This is a genomic window from Hyphococcus formosus (assembly GCF_046736345.1).
Taxonomy (GTDB): Bacteria; Pseudomonadota; Alphaproteobacteria; order Caulobacterales; family Parvularculaceae; genus Hyphococcus; species Hyphococcus formosus.
Window position 1 is genome coordinate 570,449 of sequence record NZ_CP157210.1, and the last position, 18,837, is coordinate 589,285.

Sequence of the window (18,837 nt, forward strand, 5' to 3'; positions counted from 1 at the left end):
GCGATGACGAAAATGCAGATCGTGAAGACGCTTTTTCTAAAAGCACCGCCGGCCCATGTATGGAAGTTTTTGACCGAAGCAGACCGCCTTGCGGAATGGTTCCACCGTGGCGGGAGCGACCTCAAGGAGGGTGGGGATTATATCCTTGAGACCAATAGCTATGGGAAAGAGGGGGAGACTCTCTGTTGGGGGCGTGTTCTTGAAATGAAAGAGCCAGAGCGGCTTGTGCATACTTTCACCCACAACTTTATCGATGGCGCTGAAACCAAATGCACCTGGACGTTAGAAGCCGTGGCAAACGGAACGATTTTGACGCTGGTCCATGATGGTTGGGAAAATGTTGCTGAAGAGCGGTTTAATGCGGCCGCCAGCCATGATGTCGGCTGGGACGAGCATTTTTCACGTTTGCGCAGGGTCACAAACTAACAAAAATTTTATCGAAAAATCTGGTTTCCCGCGGCGTTTAACGGTCTCGTTCGCCGCGGGCTATGCTAATATTTCCGTCTTGGGGCAAATTTCTCACCAATATCGGAGGTAAAATGCAATTTACACGGATAATTGCGGCGGGATCAGTTTTCTTATCAATTTTTGGGGCCGGATTTTCTGCCGGTGCCGAAACCGTTGAAATTCGCGAATGGAAGGTTCCTTACGAAAATACCCGTCCGCGCGATCCATTTGCGGAAACAAGTGATTCCGTATGGTTTGCGGGACAGCGCGGTGGCTATTTAGGGCATCTCGATGTGGAAACAGGGACGATCGTCCGCGTTGATCTTCGCGAAGGGTCGGGGCCGCATAATTTGATTGTGGGTTCCGACGGCGTAGTCTGGTATGCGGGCAATCGGCATGGCCTTATTGGTCGATATGATCCGTCCACAAAGGAATTTGAAGAGATTCCGATGCCGGATGAAGCGGCCCGAGATCCGCATACGCTCATCTTTGATGAAAACGAAGAAAATATCTGGTTCACCGTGCAGGGCGGGAATTTCATGGGGCGCATGAATATTGAAACCCGAAAGGTTGACCTGATCCCGTCAAAGACAGAGCGGTCACGGCCTTATGGTATCAAAATGGCTCCGGATGGGTCGGTTTGGGTTGTCTTATTCGGGACGAACAAACTCGCGCATATCGATCCAGAGAGCTTGGCGCTTACCGAGATCGAATTGCCGCGCGAAGAGACACGGCCACGCCGCATGGAAATTACTGAAGATGGCCGGATTTGGTATGTGGATTACGCAACGGGAACCTTAGGGGCCTATGATCCGAAAACCGAGAAAACCAGCGAATGGCCCATGCCGCAGGGCGAAAACGCGCGTCCTTATGGAACAGCGTCTGATGCGAGTGGCCGTATTTGGATTGCGGCGAGTGGCCTAAGCCCGAATGTGCTGGTTGCATTCGATCCGGAAACGGAAGAATTTATAAGCGCTACGGAGGTTCCGTCCGGCGGCGGCACGATCCGCCATATGCATTATCATGAACCAACGGGCGCGATCTGGTTTGGTACGGATACCAATTATATTGGCCGTGCGATCGTAGAACCTGAACTGCAGAACTAAAATGAAATTGCACAGGGTTGTTGGTGCCGCATTGGCATTGATGTTTATGACGGGTGCTGCGCTCGCTAATCCCGACGGCGCGCCTTGGGGCGCGTCGAACCCGCAATCGGTTCAGAATTGCCATTCGTGCCATTTCGACGGAAAGGCAAATCTCAATTCCAGCGCAATTACGCTGGAGGGGGTGCCCAAAGCGATAAAGGCCGGTGAAACCTATCGCCTGACATTGAACCTTGCGAAACCTGAAAAAACCGTTGCCGGTTTTCTTGCATCGGTGTCGCGCGGAAAATTTTCGGCGCAGGCCGGTGATCTTGAGGTCATGAAAGGGCAGATCCGATCAACGGAACCCAAATTGGAAATAGCCAAATGGGTTTTTGATTGGACTGCACCAGAGGAAATTGACGGCGAAGTAGTGTTTATGATCGCCGCCAATGCAGCGAATGACGACCAATCCAGCTTTGGTGATGAAATTCACTTTAGAACCTTCACCGTCAAATAGAATGTTTCTTATTGCCAGCGTTTTGAGAGCTTTTGATCGATCTCATTCGCTGGCTTTTTTTCTGCGCCCTGATAGCCGGTCACATGATCTGCAACAAAGGGATTATTCTGGCGCTCGCGGTTAAAGCTTGATACGCCGCCATGTCCGGGGACGAACTGAACGTCGCCCAAAGGCCAGAGTTTTTGCGTAATTGAATTGATCAAAGTCTGGTGGTCGCCGCGCGGGAAATCGGTCCGGCCAATTGACCCTTGGAACAGGACGTCACCCACGAATGCGATATTTGCGCCTTTGTGATAAATCACAACATGTCCCGGCGTATGGCCTGGGGTGTATACGACGTTGAATTCGATACCATCTAGATTGAGGACGTCTCCGTCATTGAGCCATTTATCTGGCGCGCAATTCTCGCCCATACCCGGATGACCATATTTCGCCCAATGGTCAGCGATTTCATCTAACCAGAATGTATCTTCCTTGTGCGGACCAATAATCGGTGCGCCGGTTTCGCGCTTGATTGCTTCGGCGCCGCCAGCATGATCGAGATGACCATGCGTGAGCCAGATCTGCTCGATTTTGGCGTCGAAGGCTTTCGCTGCTTCCAGAATTTTTTCCGGCTCACCGCCCGGATCGACTACGGCTGCCTTGCCGGAAGGCGCACGAATAATCGAACAGTTTTGCTGGAACGGCGTCACAGGGACGACGCGAACCTGAAAGGGCGGGGTCTGTGTCTGGTCAGTGCTCATAATTGCTACATAACCCTTAGGCCCGGCGATTGCTAGGTTTCACTTGGTCGCTTATCCCGTAGCAAATAGCGGTAGATGCCGATGACGTTGATTGCAGTTAAAACGATATTTTGCAGCAATAAGCCATTCTCGTTCTCGATGAAGGCAAAGGTGATCCATAACGTCGAGGAAAAGGTGAAAATGATAAAGGCAATGCCCGTGACACGCGTACTAATATGCGCGGCAACCAAGGAAGCGGCGGCGATTCCGGTAAAGGTCGCCGCCCATTGGATGAGGTCTACAGGCAATGGTTCTAACTCCGGGCCGGTCTAGGCGGCCTTAAGCTCGTCTTCGTCGAGCGGCATGATCGCAGCGAGCACAACCTTTTTCCGTGCGTCGAAACGCTCGCCCATCAGCTTTGCGGTTTCTTCCGATAGCAATTTTTTTGCTTCCGGGAAGAAATCGTCTTCTTCTTCATCCATATGGTGTTCAATGATCTCGGAAAGGGCACCAAATTTAACGCCCCATTCCTCAGAGGTCACTGGGAATGTATCCAACTCTTCGAGCAAACCATTAGCGACATGATGCTCGTTGAGGGCTTCATAGGAATCTTTGCTCATCTTCGTATCGTCGCGAAGAAAGCTATAGAAAACCGCTTCCTCGACTTTGTGATGCGCCCACATATCGTTTTTGAACTTGGTGAAAAGTTCAGTCCGCGTTTTTTCCGCGCGCGCAGTGGTTTCCTTGAGCTTAGACATAAGCTCGCGCGCGTCGTCATGATCCTTCTTGATACGATCAAAAATATTCATGCTCATCCTCCATATTTCGGGAGGAGAACACGAATAGGAAGCGATTGGTTCCGGGCGCGCTTAAGCGGCGGCTTTCAGCCCCTCAACAAAGCGACGGAAGATATAGAAGCTGTCTTCCGGGCCGGGCGAGGCTTCCGGGTGATGTTGAACCGACATAGCTGGCGCGTCTTTCAGCCGGATACCGGAATTGGTGCCGTCAAAGAGCGACACATGGGTTTCCTCGACATTATCGGGCAAATTATCACCGTCTACCGTGAAGCCGTGATTCATGGAAACGATTTCCACCTTGCCAGTCACAAGGTCTTTGACCGGATGATTTGCGCCATGGTGACCTTGCTGCATCTTTTTGGTTTTGGCACCGGCAGCAAGGGCCAGCATTTGGTGGCCTAGACAAATACCCAGTGTAGGAACTTTATTTTCGATCAGTTTCTTGATGACCGAGACGGAATATTCACCGGTCGCCGCTGGGTCTCCGGGGCCGTTTGAAAGAACGACGCCGTCAGGGTTCTTTTCCATGATCTCTTCATAGCTCGCCTGCGCGGTCACGACAGTAACCCGGCATCCTTCACTGGCGAGGCGACGCAGAATGTTACGCTTCACTCCATAATCAATCACGACAATATGCGGGCCATTTCCGGTTTGGGTTCCGTAGCCCGCATTCCATTGCCATCCGGTTTCGGAATGCTGATAGGTCTGAAGGGTCGTGACATCTTTGGCGAGGTCGCGACCTTCGAGGCCATCCCAATCTGCCGCGCGCTTTGCCATCGCTTCGATATCGAACTGTCCTGATGGGCTATGGGCGATGACCGCATGGGGCATGCCTTGTTCGCGAATGCGCGCGGTGAGGGCGCGTGTGTCGACACCGGCGATCCCGATAATGCCGCGCCGACGCATCCAGGCAGAAAGATCAAGCTGCGCGCGGTAATTTGACGGGCTGGTGACTGACGCCCGTAAAATTGCGCCACGAGCAGCGGTTGATGCGGCGGGAGAGGCGTTTTCAATGTCTTCGCCATTCACGCCCACATTGCCAATATGAGGGAAGGTAAAGGTGATCAATTGGCCCGCGTAGGACGGGTCTGTGAGGATTTCCTGATAGCCCGACATGGCAGTATTGAAGCAAACTTCGCCGACGGCTTCGCCGGACGCGCCGAGGCCTTGACCGTAAATCGTTGTTTCATCAGCTAAAACCAGAGCGGCGGTGGGTTTTTCGGCAGGTGCTTGACTAATCTTCATGGATGCATATCTCTTCCCGGCTTAATTGCTTCATTCGCCAGCGCACAGGAGCGGACGAAATCGGTTCACGCGGGCGCGTAAATTGGCCGGAAGCTAAGCGAAGGGCCACCATGGGTCAACAACGGATAAGAACGAATTTATCCATAGATAACAACCACCTAAACATTAAGGAGCGCCAGCGGCGCAAATCTTGAATAAAGAAGTGTGCTCGGCGACGGAGAATCAGATGCTCAGAGAGCAAATTGAAACAGGTTTAAAAGCGGCAATGAAAGCCAAAGATTCGAAGCTGCGCGTGGCAACGCTGCGGCTCATCAATGCTGCCATCAAGGATCGCGATATTGCGGCGCGGAGCGAAGACCGCTGTGAGGGCGCGACCGAAGAGGAAATTTTGTCGATCCTCACCAAAATGGTGAAGCAGCGCGAGGAAAGCGCAAATGCCTTTGAAAAGGGCGGCCGGCCCGAACTGGCCGAACAGGAGCGCGCCGAAATCGACGTGATTCGCGAATTCCTGCCGCGTCAGCTGTCTGCGGATGAAATCGAAAAAGCCGTTGCGGAAGTCATCAAGGAATATGATGCCTCGGGCCTTAAAGACATGGGTAAGTGCATGGGTGCGCTCAAAGATCGGTACAACGGATCGATGGATTTCGGTAAAGCCGGAAAACTCATGAAAGAAAATCTTTCCTAGATTTTCATCGCGGCGCTAACCCTTTGGCTAGCGCCGCATTTGACCAAGCTTAAAAAATCATCCTCTATAAAAAAAGCTGTCCGTCAGGCGGCTTAATGGGGGGTGAGGTATATGGCTGTCTCCGACTCTGTAACCGGTGCATTCGCGACGATCGATCGACGGCGGTATGACCTCGACTGGCTGCGGGCCATCGCTTTTGGTCTATTGATTTTTTATCATATCGGCATGTTTTACGTGAGCTGGGATTGGCACGTAAAAAGCGTTTATGCGGGGCTGGCCGCCGAGCCCTTGATGCGCATCGTCAATCCATGGCGGCTTGCGCTTTTGTTTTATATATCCGGCGTCGCTGTTCGGTTCTCGACCGATAAACTCCCGTCACGATCTCAATTTGCATCATCTCGACTATTGCGGCTCGGTCTTCCGATATTGGCGGGCATGGCTTTTTTTGTGTCGCCGCAAGCATATTTCGAGCTTCGTCAAGCGCAGCTGATAGAACCGGGTTATTTTCCGTTCTATTTAAATTACCTCGATTTCAATCAACTTTACCCGATCATCACGCCGACCTGGAACCATCTTTGGTATATCGTCTATTTATTGGTGTACATATTATTGATCACACCATTTCTTCCAATGCTGCGGAGTTTGGCGGAAGGGCATGTGGCGAAAGCGTTAAACTGGATCGCTGGCGGCCCAGTTCGGCTTATCCTTTTCGTGCCGATTCCGTTCATCATTTACGAATTGTGGTTGTCGCCGCAATTTCCAACGACCCACAATCTGGTCTATGATTGGGCAAACCATGCCCATCGCTTTTCGATTTTCTTACTGGGTTATTTCACCGCAAAACATATACGATTTTGGGATAGCGTTGACCGCACGCTGCCATTGGCAGCAGGCATCATCATCGGTGTTTTGGCGCTTCCGCTTGTGAATATTCCGGGATTGGCGGATATTCCGTTTTTAGGGGCAGTGGTCGGCGTTTTATATGCGTGGTCGTTTATCGTTTTATTGATGGCCATGGCGCAGCGCTATTTAAACCGCCCGTCGGCGGCACTAAGATATGTAACGGGCGCGGTGTTTTGTTTTTATATCCTGCACCAGACAATTATTATCATCGTTGGCTATTATTTGACGCAATTGAATTTGGGCGTATGGCCTGAGTTTCTCGTGCTGACCGTCTCGACGATTGCGGGATGTATCGCAGGATATGAGACCGCCCGGCGTATTCCCTTTGTGCGGATCATGTTCGGCATAAAGACGAATAGCGGGAAGGCGCAAAGCCCATGCAAAACCTCTAACGCTCTATTGGGTTAATGCAGCGGCGCGCCGATATTTTGTTTTCTAAACAGGCTCATATTATGCCCTTTCAGGAAAGCAATCTCATTGTCTATATTTTGGTGTTCCGCTGCGAAATAGGAAAGTGCGTCCTCGTCTACTTGTGGCGCGGTGGTCACAATTACTCTCAGTGACTCGCTTCGCTCGAGTTTATGTTCGAAATAATTATTTCCGACATTGACGCAATTACCGATTTTTAGAGTCACAAATAGCGCGAACAAAGTTGGCAATATGTGACGCGGGAATGTCACTTGCGAGAGCCCTTTGGTTGTCAGGAAAAACAATCCTACTAGGCCGAGCCAGAGAAAATTACCGAAGGAAATGTAACGGCTGACGAACGCCTGATCTGGCCCTAACTCGGCGGCGCGACCAAAGGATGTCAGGGATGCTGCACCGAGGGCGTAAATGATAAACGCAAGAAAGGGAAGCAACGGGAAAATCGTCTCGGCCTTAATTGGGGTCTTGCGTGCGATCAAAGTAAGGCCAACGCCGATTATAACCAGCAAGGGTATCGTCAGGTTAGAAGCAAAACGCACAACCGGGCTCGCGATATAGTTCGTAATAAATGTCAGATGAAGAATTACCGCTTCAAGGCCAGTGACTTTGTTTTCGACATCCATAGTCATCGGGTCGCCATTTGGCATGCCGAGATAAATCCATACCACCGCGCCCGAAAATACTACCCAGCCGAAGAAACATAAAAGTGTTTTGTTCAGTTTGAATTCTTTGGCTGACCATCGAACGAGCAGGATTGCCAGTCCGATCGGTAATAGCGCAAGTCCAGTGCCAAAGGCGAGAATCGCGATGGTCGCGGATATACCTGCACCTATAGTTGCGAGGGCGGTTAGGTGCCTTTGGGTAAGGAAGTTAATCGACCAAATTGCACCGGCTGTGTTGATGAAAACCGCGACCTGCCAACCCCATAACCAGTTTGCAGACTGATCGAGTGACCACCAGATCAATGCCGAAACGCCAAGGAGCCAAGGAAAAACATTACCGGCGTCCAGCAATTCCGTTGATCGCTGGATAATGCGGAACAATCCAATAAACCCAACAAAAGCAAAGCCAAGACTCGCGACGATTTCCCAATCATGATTGAGGCCAGTTATTTTTGCGATGGCCAAAAGGACAACATAAGCACTTGTATGCCAGTGGGAACCATGCAGTTCAAAAAGGTCCGCCCATTTTAATGATCCGTCCTCCATCCGTTCATAGATACGAACGAGATCCCAATGATCCATATACGGAAATTCAAAATGTAAAGAGAGCGCGAAAATCGCGGTAATAATAAAAAACAAAAGAGGAAAGAGGTAGATATGCATCCATGGGTGCTGTCGCCACCATGATTGCAATCCTTGCTTCGCTGAATGAAGATATCCGATCATTTCTTGTGCGTTTTGCAGGGCATGAGCCGCCAATTATTGAATGCTCTTACTATTCTTATCAATATTAGCGCAATTCTGTGAATATTTTTTGCGGGGCGCACAAATTGCGGCGTTGGGGGCTGCTAACTAAAAAAAACGGCACCCAATGGGTGCCGTTTAATTCTGGGGATCGCTAGCCAACCTAACGAGTGAGAGCTCTCACTCCATCAGCCTTGAAGATTGTCCTTCGCGCGCTTTTTGCGCAGATGCGGTTTCAAGGCAATTTTCCGAAGGCGGATAGATTTCGGTGTGACCTCCACCAGTTCGTCATCATCGATATAGGCGATTGCCTGTTCGAGCGACATGCGTTTCGGCGGGGTAAGCTTAACCGCATCATCCTTGCCAGCGGCGCGGATATTGGTTAGCTGTTTCGCTTTTAGCGGATTCACATCAAGGTCATTCGGCTTTGCGTTTTCGCCGACGATCATGCCCTCATAGATTTGCTCGCCGGGCTGAATGAACATCACGCCGCGTTCTTCGAGATTCCAAATCGCATAGGGCACCGCAGTACCATCGCCGTTCGAAATCAACACGCCATTGCGGCGTCCTTCGATCGGGCCTTTATGCGGCGCATGCTCAAGATAAGATCGGTTCATAACGCCGGTCCCGCGGGTATCCGTCAGGAACTCGCCATGATAGCCAATCAGCGCGCGCGAGGGCACATGCATGATGAGGCGCGTTTTACCTGCGCCTGCCGGTTTCATCTCGACGAGATCAGCTTTTTTCTGGGAAAGCTTTTCAATGACGACACCGGAATAATCATCATCTACATCAATGACGACTTCTTCGATTGGCTCTAGTGCCTGACCATTTTCATCAAGGCGTGTAACAACGCGCGGACGCGATACCGCAAGCTCAAACCCTTCGCGGCGCATATTCTCGATCAAAACGCCGAGCTGCAACTCGCCGCGACCAGCGACTTCGAAAGCGTCCTTGGATTCCGTCTCAGTGATCGTAATCGCCACATCGCCTTCGGCCTGACGCATCAGGCGTTCGCGAATGACGCGCGATTGAACCTTGTCACCTTCGCGGCCCGCAAGCGGTGAATCGTTCGGTGCAAGGGTGATCGAGAGGGTCGGCGGGTCAATTGGCTGTGCGGGCAGAGCATCCGTGACCGCCATATCGCAAAGCGTATCCGAGACAGATGCTTTAGAAAAACCGGCAATCGCAATAATATCGCCCGGTGCCGCTTCATCGACCGGTTGGCGTTTCAGACCACGGAACGCGAGCACTTTGCTGACGCGCGCCTGCTCAATCAGGTTTCCATCGCGCGACAATGCTTTCATGGTAACGCCCGGTTTCGCCTTACCGGAAATGATCCGTCCCGTGAGGATACGGCCCAGAAACGGATCGGCCTCCAGGGTTGTCGCCAACATGCGGAATGGTTCGTCCGCCGCATTTTCGGCAACGGTGGGGGCAGGGATACGGTCGAGAATGGTTTCAAAAAGCGGGATCAAATTCTCGCGCGGACCTTCGAGCGAATGATCCGCCCAGCCATCACGGCCAGCGGCATAGACAACGGGGAAATCCAGTTGCTCGTCATTTGCGCCGAGAGCCGCAAACAAATCAAACGCCGCATCAAGCGCAGTGTCCGGATCGGCGCTCGGGCGATCCACCTTGTTGAGAACCACGATAGGCTTCATGCCGAGTGCCAACGCCTTTGAAAGAACGAACTTCGTTTGCGGCATTGGCCCTTCGGTCGCGTCAATAAGAAGTAGGCAACCATCCACCATCGATAGGATGCGTTCGACTTCGCCGCCGAAATCTGCGTGTCCGGGCGTATCGACAATATTCAGTCGAACCGGCTCGTCGCCGCCTTCCCAAAGAACGCTTGTACATTTCGCAAGGATGGTAATGCCGCGTTCCCGTTCGATGTCATTAGAGTCCATCGCCCGTTCGGCCATATCGGAATTTTCGCGAACCGCACCGGACTGGCGGAGCATCTCGTCGACAAGGGTGGTCTTTCCATGATCGACATGTGCGATGATGGCTAGATTGCGGAGGGGTATATTGCGTTGCGTCATAGTGGCGGGACGTGCGCGTTTTCTGGAAATATAGCAAGCCCTTTGGCGTAGAAAAGAGCGGTAAAGGCATGCTATGCGCCGCGTTCGGTTGCGCTTATACATCTATATCGCGCACTGTTTTCGTCAGCTGCCAAACCTGATTGAGCCAATATGGTCCGTTTCACACCTGATTTTCTAGATGAACTGAAAGCCCGTTTGCGGCCTTCGGATGTCATCGGGCGATATGTGAAGCTAAAGAAGCAAGGCAATGAATGGGCTGGGCTTTCGCCCTTCAACCAAGAGAAAACGCCAAGCTTTTTTGTGAATGATCAAAAGGGCTTTTACCATTGCTTTTCGACCGGCAAGCATGGCGATGTCATCTCCTTTCTGCAGGAAACCCAGCGCCTGACCTTTTATGAGGCGGTGGAGCGACTAGCCGAAGAGGCCGGATTGCCGCTTCCTGTCGAAACGCCCGTCGAGGCCGCCCGGGCCGAAAAAGCCAAAGGCCTTGCGGAGGCATGCGGCGCGGCGGCGAAATTCTTTGCCAATATGCTGCACCGGTCCGATGGCCTTGGGGCAATGGATTATCTGCGCGGTCGGGAAGTAACGGATGCACAGATTGAGCAATTCCAGATCGGCTACAGTCCCGGCGGACGGAATGTCCTCAAGGATTATCTGATCAATCAGGGTTTTACTGACGAGGTCCTGATTGAGGCAGGGCTTGTCATCAAACCCGAAGATGGTTCGGCGAGCTATGACAGATTTCGAAACCGGATCATGTTCCCGATTTTTGGGGCCCGCGATCGCGTGATCGCTTTTGGGGGGCGGGCGCTTGATCCAAATGCGCGCGCGAAATATCTCAATTCGCCCGAGACACCCTTATTCCATAAGGGATCGGTGCTTTATAATTTCACGGCGGCGCGGATGGCGGCGGCGGAAGACAAGGCCCCGCTCATTGTTTGTGAAGGCTATATGGATGTGATCGCGCTTTGGGGCGCTGGCATTCGGCGCGCGGTTGCACCATTGGGCACGGCACTCACCGAAGATCAAATCGCGCTTTTATGGCGCGCATCCGATGAACCGGTTTTGTGTTTCGACGGTGACAAGGCTGGTATCGGGGCCGCTTATCGTTCGATTGATCGGGCCTTGCCGCTATTAAAGCCCGGAAAGTCGCTCAACTTTGCCTTTTTACCGCACGGACAAGACCCTGATGATCTTGTGCGGTCCGAAGGGGCAGGCGCGATGAATGAGGTCCTCGAAAACTCGCGTCCGCTTGTTGATGTGCTGTGGGAGCGAGAAATAACGACCCGTTCGCTCGAAACGCCAGAGCGCCGCGCGGCTTTGCGTGCGCATATGCGCGATCTCGTAAAAGCGATTACCGATAAAGACGTTCGTGGTGCCTATGGCGAAGAGTTGAGCCAGCGCTTGAGTGCGCAATTCAAACCGGCTCCGCGCGGGGATTACAACCGAGGCGAGCAAAAGCGTTTTACGCCTAAGCCTCAAGGTAGTCGCGGGGGCGGGCGAAAATCAGGGCAGGGCTTTCGATTTGCCGATGCGCCGCGACCAACACCGGGGCTTAAGGGCCCATCGCAATGGGTGCGCGAAGCAACTTTACTATTGGCGGCGATAAACCATCCAGCGTTGATCGAGCGCCATGAAAACGCGTTTTTTGGTCTCGAACTTGTCGATTCTGACCTTAAACTGCTCCTCGCAGAGGTTTTAACCGCAATTTCCACAGACCCAGCACTTGACAGCGCTGGGTTGAAAAGCCATCTCAGCCAGACCGGCGCAGCAAGAAGCTTGGAGCGGATCGTTAAGGATTCACAGCTCTCGAAACATAAATTCTTGCGCCCCGACACAGAGATTGACGAGGTAGAACAGGGGTTCGTGAACGCCCTGGCGCATCACCTGTTTGAATCGACCCACAAGCAGGAGGTCGCCCGCTCGGCGTCTCAGATATTCACAGATGGCGACGATGCATGGAAAGCGGCGACGGCCGCGCGTGAGGAATTAATCAATTCGAGCAAAGGGTCCGGGGAAGATACCGCAGACGGGGGTTCGTCTGGTGGTCTGGTTGATGCGCTCGAACGGATGAAACAAACCGTAGAAAAAAAATTCGGTCGGTAAGGAATTTTGCGAAATGGCGAATAAAGCGGCGGCGAAAAAAGAGGCGGATACACCAGAAAGCGGTGATGGTCCGATCCTCGATCTTACAGACGCGCATGTGAAAAAGCTGATTAAGACAGCAAAAGCGCGCGGATATGTAACCTATGATGAGCTGAACAAAGTTCTGCCATCCGAAGAAGTCTCTTCAGAACAAATCGAAGACATCATGTCCCAACTCTCTGAGATGGGCATCAATGTCGTTGAAAACGAAGAGGAAGATGACGACGATGCGGCCCCCGAAGAGGAACCGGCGTCGAAGTCAAAAGCCGTTGCCGTCAAAGAAGAAAAGAAATCCGGCGTTGTAACGACCAATACCGGCGCATCAGCCGACCGGACGGATGATCCGGTTCGGATGTATCTGCGCGAGATGGGCACGGTTGAGCTTCTGTCGCGTGAGGGCGAGATCGCCATCGCAAAACGGATCGAGGCGGGGCGCGAAACAATGATCCGCGCGCTTTGCGAATCTTCGTTGACCTTTGAGGCGATCACAGTCTGGCGTGACGAGCTTCAAGAAGGCCGCGTTTTGCTGCGCGATATTATCGACCTTGATGCGACCTATGGCGGTGGGCCCGAAGCCCGCCCAGACATGACCCAGCCGGAAGTGGCCGAACGGGTCAATCGCGAGGAAGCCGAGAAAGCGGAAACGCAAGAAGACGATGATGACGATTTCGACGAAGGCGCGCTATCGCTCTCTGCGATGGAAGCGGAACTTCGCGATGGCGTTATGCTTACCTTCGACGAGATTTCCGAAGACTATAAAAAGCTCCGTCGCCTTCAGGACATCATGATCGAAGAGCAGCTCAAAGGTGATGACCTTTCTGCTTCTCAGACGCGGCGTTTCAAAAAGCTGCAAAAAGAGATTGTCGAGCGGGTTCGTTCGGTTCGCCTAAACAATCAGCGTATCGAAGCGCTGGTTGAGCAGCTATACGACATCAACCGCCGCTTGATGGCGCTTGAAGGCAAGTTGGTTCGCCTGGCTGATAGCTATGGCGTCAATCGTCAGGAATTCTTGGCGGACTATATCGGTTCGGAACTCGACCCAGAGTGGTTTGACCGTATCTCGAAAAAAACCGGAAAAGGCTGGGTGAACTTCACCACCAAAGCCGCCGATCAGGTTCAGTTAATCCGTGATGAGATCGGTGATCTTGCGACGGAAACTGGCCTCACGGTTCAGGACTTCCGCCGTATTGTTTCCATGGTGCAAAAAGGTGAGCGTGAAGCGCGCATCGCGAAGAAAGAAATGGTCGAGGCGAATTTGCGTCTCGTGATTTCAATCGCCAAGAAATACACCAATCGCGGGCTGCAATTCCTTGACCTCATCCAAGAGGGCAATATCGGCCTGATGAAAGCGGTGGATAAATTCGAATATCGCCGGGGTTATAAATTCTCGACCTATGCAACATGGTGGATTCGTCAGGCGATTACCCGCTCCATCGCGGACCAAGCTCGCACGATCCGTATTCCGGTGCACATGATCGAAACGATCAACAAGATCGTCCGGACATCGCGCCAGATGCTGCATGAAATTGGCCGCGAACCAACGCCGGAAGAGCTGGCGGAAAAACTTTCCATGCCGCTCGAAAAAGTTCGTAAGGTGATGAAAATCGCAAAAGAACCAATCTCGCTCGAAACGCCGATCGGCGACGAGGAAGATTCGCATCTTGGTGACTTCATCGAAGACAAAAATACGATCCTGCCGATTGATGCGGCGATCCAATCGAACCTTCGCGAGACAACAACGCGGGTTCTGGCGTCACTAACACCGCGCGAAGAGCGCGTCCTGCGGATGCGTTTTGGCATTGGTATGAATACAGACCATACGCTCGAAGAGGTCGGTCAACAATTCTCGGTTACGCGCGAACGTATCCGCCAGATCGAGGCCAAAGCCCTCCGTAAACTGAAACACCCAAGCCGCTCACGCAAATTGCGCAGCTTCTTGGATAACTAATTAAAAAAGCCCCGGTTTTCCGGGGCTTTTTAGTATGCAATTTCCAAAATCGGCGAAATGCGCCTTTCTAGATCGTGTCATCGGCTGTTGGGCTATTGGCTTAACTAACCGCGACAGGTCTGCATGATTCTCATTTGTACATCTCTTGAGAGGATGCTTCCATAGTTGAGAATTTCACCGCTGGTCCATGCCTCGGCAATATTGGTTGAAACACAGTCGCAATAGGCATCAACGTCGTCGATACCGTCAGAAAACGACGCAGTCTTTTGACATTCCGTCAGTTCGAAAAACGCAACTTTTTCGCCGACACGACAAACCTTCATGGCGAGAATTTCTTTCATCACCAAATCATTGCTGTGTGAGTCTAAATCGGGGAAAGTTTCCAGCTGTTCAATTTCCTCTTCGAGATACGCAATTTGCATATCCTGTTTTTCGGCTCGTGCGGGGTCGGTTTCTTTCGCCCGTTTTTGTTTTGCCCGATCGTATGCATATCGTTTAGGGAATAGCATCAGCTTGTTTTCTTCAAAACTTTTCTGGCTTCGCCTTTCGCGGGCGGCATTTGCATGCTGGTCAACGCATGCGCAATCCCACAGGTTGTTATGGGCTGGTGTATCCGCGCAAAATTGCGCCGCTGGATCGGAATAAGACGATGCCGATGCGGCGGCCTCGATAAGAGCAGGGGCATTGGCCTGTTGCGCTGACGTTGATTTTGTTTCTCCCGCGTCGACGCTTGCGCGATAGGCATTATAGGTATTGACGCATCGGGTTCCCAAATTTGTTGCCATAGAGACCCGATGTCCTACGTCAAATGCACGTTTGCAGGCTTTCTGGCATGCGCCGGCCAGATTTTGATCGCGGTTGCTCTGGCAATAAGATTGAATGGCGTCCGCTTTTTCTCGATTGATGACGTCTCCCGCCATTAGATAGTCGAGACCGATTTTTGCTGGCAGGTTTTCAGCGCTCGCTGCACCGACTAAGAAAACAAGAAAACTCAAAATTACGATTACAGGTTTCATCTACTCCCCTCCGATAGAAACGCCGCGAACCTAGATTGCGTTTTGCAATATTGCAAATAGTTAGAGTAGATTAGGGCCTCTTAAATAAGCAGCCAAAATTCGAAAATAAAAACGCCCGACATAATGTTATGTCGGGCGTTATATTTCTTGGGCTTGAGATCGTTTATGACCGTTTCAGATCAAAACGGTCTGCGGTCATGACTTTTGTCCATGCTGCGATAAAGTCATTGAGGAATTTCTCCTCGGCATTGTCATAGGCATAGACCTCGACGACCGCACGAAGCTCCGCATTCGAACCAAAAACGAGGTCATTTTCGGTTGCGGTCCATTTGAGATCACCGGTCTGGCGATCACGACCTTCGAAAACATATTCTTCGCCCGATGGTGCCCATTTGGTCGACATATCCAGCAGATTGACGAAAAAGTCGTTGCTGAGCGTACCTGGTGCATCGGTCAGGACACCATGTTTTGCACCGCCCGCATTTGCGTCAAGCGCGCGCATGCCACCGATCAAAACCGTCATTTCAGGAACGGTCAGGTTCAACAGGCTCGCCCGATCAACCAGCAATTCAGCCGGAGAGCGATCATTCCCCGCATCGATATGATTGCGGAAACCGTCTGCCGCCGGTTTCAGCAGGTCAAACGATGCGACATCGGTTTGCTCTTGCGAGGCATCCATTCGGCCCGGTTCAAAGGGAACGGTAATCGTATGACCAGCGTCGTTCGCCGCTTTTTCGATTGCCGCAGCACCGCCAAGCACGATCAAATCGGCTAGTGATACTTTTTTGCCGCCCGATTGAGCGTCGTTAAAGCTCTGCTGAACACCTTCCAAGGCAGAAATCACTTTTGCGATTTCCTCCGGGTTGTTCACCGCCCAATCTTTTTGTGGCGCGAGGCGAATGCGGGCCCCATTGGCACCGCCGCGTCGATCCGTACCACGGAAGGTCGAGGCCGATGCCCACGCCGTGCGGACGAGTTCCGGAACGGTTAGGTCCGTAGCCAGAATATCGGCCTTGAGCGAGGCGATGTCTTGAGCGTTGATCAAGGCGTGATCAACCGCAGGGATCGGATCTTGCCAAATCAATTCTTCGTCCGGCACTTCGGACCCAAGGTAAAGTGCACGTGGGCCCATATCGCGGTGGGTCAGCTTGAACCATGCTTTAGCAAAAGCCAGTTCAAATTCCTCCGGGTTCTCGTAAAAGCGTTCCGAGACTTTACGGAATTCCGGATCAAATTTGAGCGCAAGGTCCGTCGTGAACATAATGGGCGCATGGCGCTTGTTCGGATCAAACGCATCGGGCGCTAATTGCGCGGCCGCTTCTTCGGTGGGTATCCACTGAACGGCACCGGCAGGGCTGCGGGTCTGCTTCCATTCGAAGTTAAACAAATTGCCGAAATATTGGTGCGTCCATTCCGTTGGATTAGCCGTCCAGGAGCCTTCAAGGCCACTGGTGATTGTATCTTCGGCGTTACCCTTTCCGCATTTATTCACCCAGCCGAGGCCTTGTTCTTCCATGCCAGCGGCGGCGGGTTCTGCTTCGAGACATTCTTCCGGCTTGTGTGCGCCATGCGCCTTACCAAAAGTGTGACCGCCCGCAATGAGCGCAATCGTTTCCTCGTCGGTCATTGCCATACCGCGGAAAGCCTGACGAATGTCATGCGCAGCGGCGAGGGGATCAGGATTTCCATTCGGGCCTTCGGGGTTTACATAGATAAGCCCCATCTGTGTTGCCGCTAGCGGCTTGCCCAATTCGCGTTCACCGTGGAAGCGTTTGTTCCCGGCCAGCATTTCGGTTTCCGGTCCCCAATTGACAAGCTCCGCCTCCCAATCATCTTCCCGGCCACCGGCGAAACCAAAGGTTTTAAAGCCCATGGATTCCATGGCAACGTTACCGGTCAGCACCATCAGATCGCTCCAGGAAACGGAGCGGCCATATTTTTGTTTGATTGGCCACAATAAACGGCGGGCTTTATCGAGGCTGACATTGTCCGGCCAGCTATTGAGCGGCTCAAAACGTTGCTGACCGCCGCCAGCGCCGCCGCGCCCGTCATACATTCTGTACGTCCCGGCAGAGTGCCACGCCATGCGAATAAAAAATGGTCCGTAGTGACCATAATCGGCTGGCCACCAGTCTTGCGAGTCCGTCATCAACGCTTCGATTTCTTGTTTCAAAACGTCAAGATCGACTTTGGCAAACTCAGCCGCGTAATCGAAATCCGCGCCCATCGGGTCAGATAGGTCGTCATTGCGGCGCAGTGGGCTAAGGTCTAGCATTTCCGGCCACCAGAACTCGTTCGATTTCGCCACGTCTTCGCGTGCAGCAGACGCAGTGGGCGTTTCGTGCGGCATCTCAGCGTCGTGATCTTTCGTTTCACTTGCTAATTGTTCGCTGGTCGTGAACGCTTTTTCGTCGGTTTGTTTCTCGCTGGAGCAAGCCGATGCGAATGCAAGCGCCAATGTCGCGGCGGTTGCATAAAGCACCGTTTTTGAATTGCGTGTCATGATTAGACTCCCAAAAAATATATGGTGAAGAGATGATTACAAAGGCCGCGCGATCTCTGAGTTCAAAATATCGACATCTTCGCTCAGTGTACAATTGATAGTCTTGATGCGACGAATCGGTCCGCTCTATATATGCGTGAAAATGCCGTAATTACTGGCCCTCAAGCCGGTACAGAAGTCACCGAATCACATGAAAAGAAGCTCGTAAACAAGGAGTTCCCATGACATCCCCAGTTGGATCAAAAGCCAATAAGTCACAATTTGATTGTTATGATGACCTGAGTGATGACGAGCCTTATTTCGTCATTCGCGCGGATGACCCATTATCGGACGCGCTAATTGAGCTGCATGCCTATATCGGTGCCGGACAATCCGGTGCTGCGCACAATAAGCTTGCGGAGATCATGGAACTCACGCGCGAGCGTCCGCCGCGTCCATCGGACTCACCAAAATATCGTGAGACCTTTGCGATTTCTCAAGCAATGGAAGTCTGGCGCCGTAATAATAAGCGCTAGTCACTTTTGTTATCGTAATATCAATCCAATAGCGGCTGCGCTACACTCTTGCGTGTAGTTGCGCTTTCGCTAAGGTTTGCAGCGAATTTAATCGCGGCCTTACCGAAGGCCGAACAGGAGGAAAAGATGGCGATTGACGGTAAATGGAACATCACGATTAAGACGCCAATGGGTGACCAGAACGCTGTATTGACGCTTAAGCAGGATGGCGATGCGTTGACCGGCGAAATGTCGGGTTCTGCGGGTCAGTCTGAGATTGAAAATGGCAAGGTCGATGGCGACAAGTTGACTTGGGCGGCTAAAGTAACATCACCAATGCCGATCACACTCGAATTTGAAGCACTCACGGAAGGGGACAAAATCTCCGGTAACGTGAAGCTTGGCGCATTCGGGACCTCGACATTTACGGGCACTGCGGCCTAAATTCTATCC

Annotated in this window: 17 protein-coding genes; 9 read left to right on the top strand and 8 right to left on the bottom strand. The window is 52.2% G+C overall.

Going from position 1 to position 18,837, the window contains the following annotated elements; translation table 11 throughout:
• Window positions 1–3 precede the first annotated feature (3 nt).
• The 3 genes from ABFZ83_RS02630 (at window position 4) to ABFZ83_RS02640 (ending at window position 2,049) form a co-directional block, all read left to right on the top strand.
• Window positions 4–426, top strand: coding sequence for an SRPBCC family protein (locus ABFZ83_RS02630; protein WP_411817879.1), 423 nt, complete (start codon window positions 4–6; stop codon window positions 424–426).
• Window positions 427–539: 113 nt separating this feature from the next.
• Window positions 540–1,553, top strand: a complete 1,014-nt coding sequence (locus ABFZ83_RS02635; RefSeq protein ID WP_411817880.1) for a lyase — start codon at window positions 540–542, stop codon at window positions 1,551–1,553.
• Window position 1,554: 1 nt separating this feature from the next.
• Complete coding sequence (locus ABFZ83_RS02640) at window positions 1,555–2,049, top strand: choice-of-anchor V domain-containing protein (RefSeq protein ID WP_411817881.1); 495 nt, start codon at window positions 1,555–1,557, stop codon at window positions 2,047–2,049.
• Between the two features lie 8 nt (window positions 2,050–2,057).
• Here the strand turns inward: ABFZ83_RS02640 and ABFZ83_RS02645 are convergent, their stop codons facing one another.
• From ABFZ83_RS02645 to carA, 4 genes are read right to left on the bottom strand one after another with little or no spacing between them, the layout of a single operon-like run.
• A complete protein-coding gene (locus ABFZ83_RS02645; protein ID WP_411817882.1) occupies window positions 2,058–2,792 on the bottom strand; it encodes an MBL fold metallo-hydrolase in 735 nt (244 codons plus the stop codon).
• A 32-nt stretch (window positions 2,793–2,824) separates the two neighbouring features.
• Window positions 2,825–3,079 carry a hypothetical protein gene (locus ABFZ83_RS02650; RefSeq protein WP_411817883.1) on the bottom strand — a complete coding sequence of 85 codons (255 nt, stop codon included), beginning with the start codon at window positions 3,077–3,079 and terminating at the stop codon, window positions 2,825–2,827.
• A 21-nt stretch (window positions 3,080–3,100) separates the two neighbouring features.
• Window positions 3,101–3,580 carry a hemerythrin domain-containing protein gene (locus ABFZ83_RS02655; protein ID WP_411817884.1) on the bottom strand — a complete coding sequence of 160 codons (480 nt, stop codon included), beginning with the start codon at window positions 3,578–3,580 and terminating at the stop codon, window positions 3,101–3,103.
• A 60-nt stretch (window positions 3,581–3,640) separates the two neighbouring features.
• Window positions 3,641–4,813: a glutamine-hydrolyzing carbamoyl-phosphate synthase small subunit gene (gene carA / locus ABFZ83_RS02660; protein WP_411817885.1), complete on the bottom strand. Its 1,173-nt coding sequence runs from the start codon at window positions 4,811–4,813 to the stop codon at window positions 3,641–3,643.
• A gap of 226 nt (window positions 4,814–5,039) precedes the next feature.
• On the opposite strand from carA, the gene ABFZ83_RS02665 reads away from it, so the two are divergent.
• Both ABFZ83_RS02665 and ABFZ83_RS02670 read left to right on the top strand, forming a co-directional pair.
• On the top strand, window positions 5,040–5,498 hold the full coding sequence (locus ABFZ83_RS02665; protein WP_411817886.1) for a GatB/YqeY domain-containing protein: 459 nt from the start codon (window positions 5,040–5,042) through the stop codon (window positions 5,496–5,498).
• A 111-nt stretch (window positions 5,499–5,609) separates the two neighbouring features.
• Entirely contained in the window at window positions 5,610–6,809 is a 1,200-nt protein-coding gene (locus ABFZ83_RS02670; protein ID WP_411817887.1) for an acyltransferase family protein, read from the top strand.
• Here the strand turns inward: ABFZ83_RS02670 and ABFZ83_RS02675 are convergent.
• Both ABFZ83_RS02675 and typA read right to left on the bottom strand, forming a co-directional pair.
• Window positions 6,806–8,248, bottom strand: coding sequence for a hypothetical protein (locus ABFZ83_RS02675; protein ID WP_411817888.1), 1,443 nt, complete (start codon window positions 8,246–8,248; stop codon window positions 6,806–6,808). The two genes, ABFZ83_RS02670 and ABFZ83_RS02675, sit on opposite strands and share 4 nt — an antisense overlap.
• 173 nt (window positions 8,249–8,421) lie before the next feature.
• Window positions 8,422–10,263: a translational GTPase TypA gene (typA, locus tag ABFZ83_RS02680; RefSeq protein WP_411818793.1), complete on the bottom strand. Its 1,842-nt coding sequence runs from the start codon at window positions 10,261–10,263 to the stop codon at window positions 8,422–8,424.
• A 165-nt stretch (window positions 10,264–10,428) separates the two neighbouring features.
• Here typA and dnaG point away from each other — a divergent pair, with 165 nt between their 5' ends.
• Together dnaG and rpoD are read left to right on the top strand one after the other, a co-directional pair.
• Window positions 10,429–12,384 (top strand): DNA primase, encoded by a 1,956-nt coding sequence (gene dnaG / locus ABFZ83_RS02685; RefSeq protein WP_411817889.1) that lies wholly within the window; start codon window positions 10,429–10,431, stop codon window positions 12,382–12,384.
• A 13-nt stretch (window positions 12,385–12,397) separates the two neighbouring features.
• A complete protein-coding gene (gene rpoD / locus ABFZ83_RS02690; protein WP_411817890.1) occupies window positions 12,398–14,371 on the top strand; it encodes an RNA polymerase sigma factor RpoD in 1,974 nt (657 codons plus the stop codon).
• 104 nt (window positions 14,372–14,475) lie between these two features.
• Here rpoD and ABFZ83_RS02695 read toward each other — a convergent pair whose 3' ends face one another.
• Both ABFZ83_RS02695 and katG read right to left on the bottom strand, forming a co-directional pair.
• Window positions 14,476–15,387, bottom strand: a complete 912-nt coding sequence (locus ABFZ83_RS02695; protein ID WP_411817891.1) for a hypothetical protein — start codon at window positions 15,385–15,387, stop codon at window positions 14,476–14,478.
• Between the two features lie 163 nt (window positions 15,388–15,550).
• Entirely contained in the window at window positions 15,551–17,737 is a 2,187-nt protein-coding gene (gene katG, locus ABFZ83_RS02700; RefSeq protein WP_411818794.1) for a catalase/peroxidase HPI, read from the bottom strand.
• Between the two features lie 374 nt (window positions 17,738–18,111).
• Between katG and ABFZ83_RS02705 the strand changes: the two genes are divergently transcribed.
• Together ABFZ83_RS02705 and ABFZ83_RS02710 are read left to right on the top strand one after the other, a co-directional pair.
• On the top strand, window positions 18,112–18,405 hold the full coding sequence (locus ABFZ83_RS02705) for an aspartate decarboxylase (RefSeq protein ID WP_411817892.1): 294 nt from the start codon (window positions 18,112–18,114) through the stop codon (window positions 18,403–18,405).
• Window positions 18,406–18,531: 126 nt separating this feature from the next.
• Window positions 18,532–18,828: a hypothetical protein gene (locus ABFZ83_RS02710; RefSeq protein WP_411817893.1), complete on the top strand. Its 297-nt coding sequence runs from the start codon at window positions 18,532–18,534 to the stop codon at window positions 18,826–18,828.
• The last annotated feature ends 9 nt before the right edge of the window (window positions 18,829–18,837 follow it).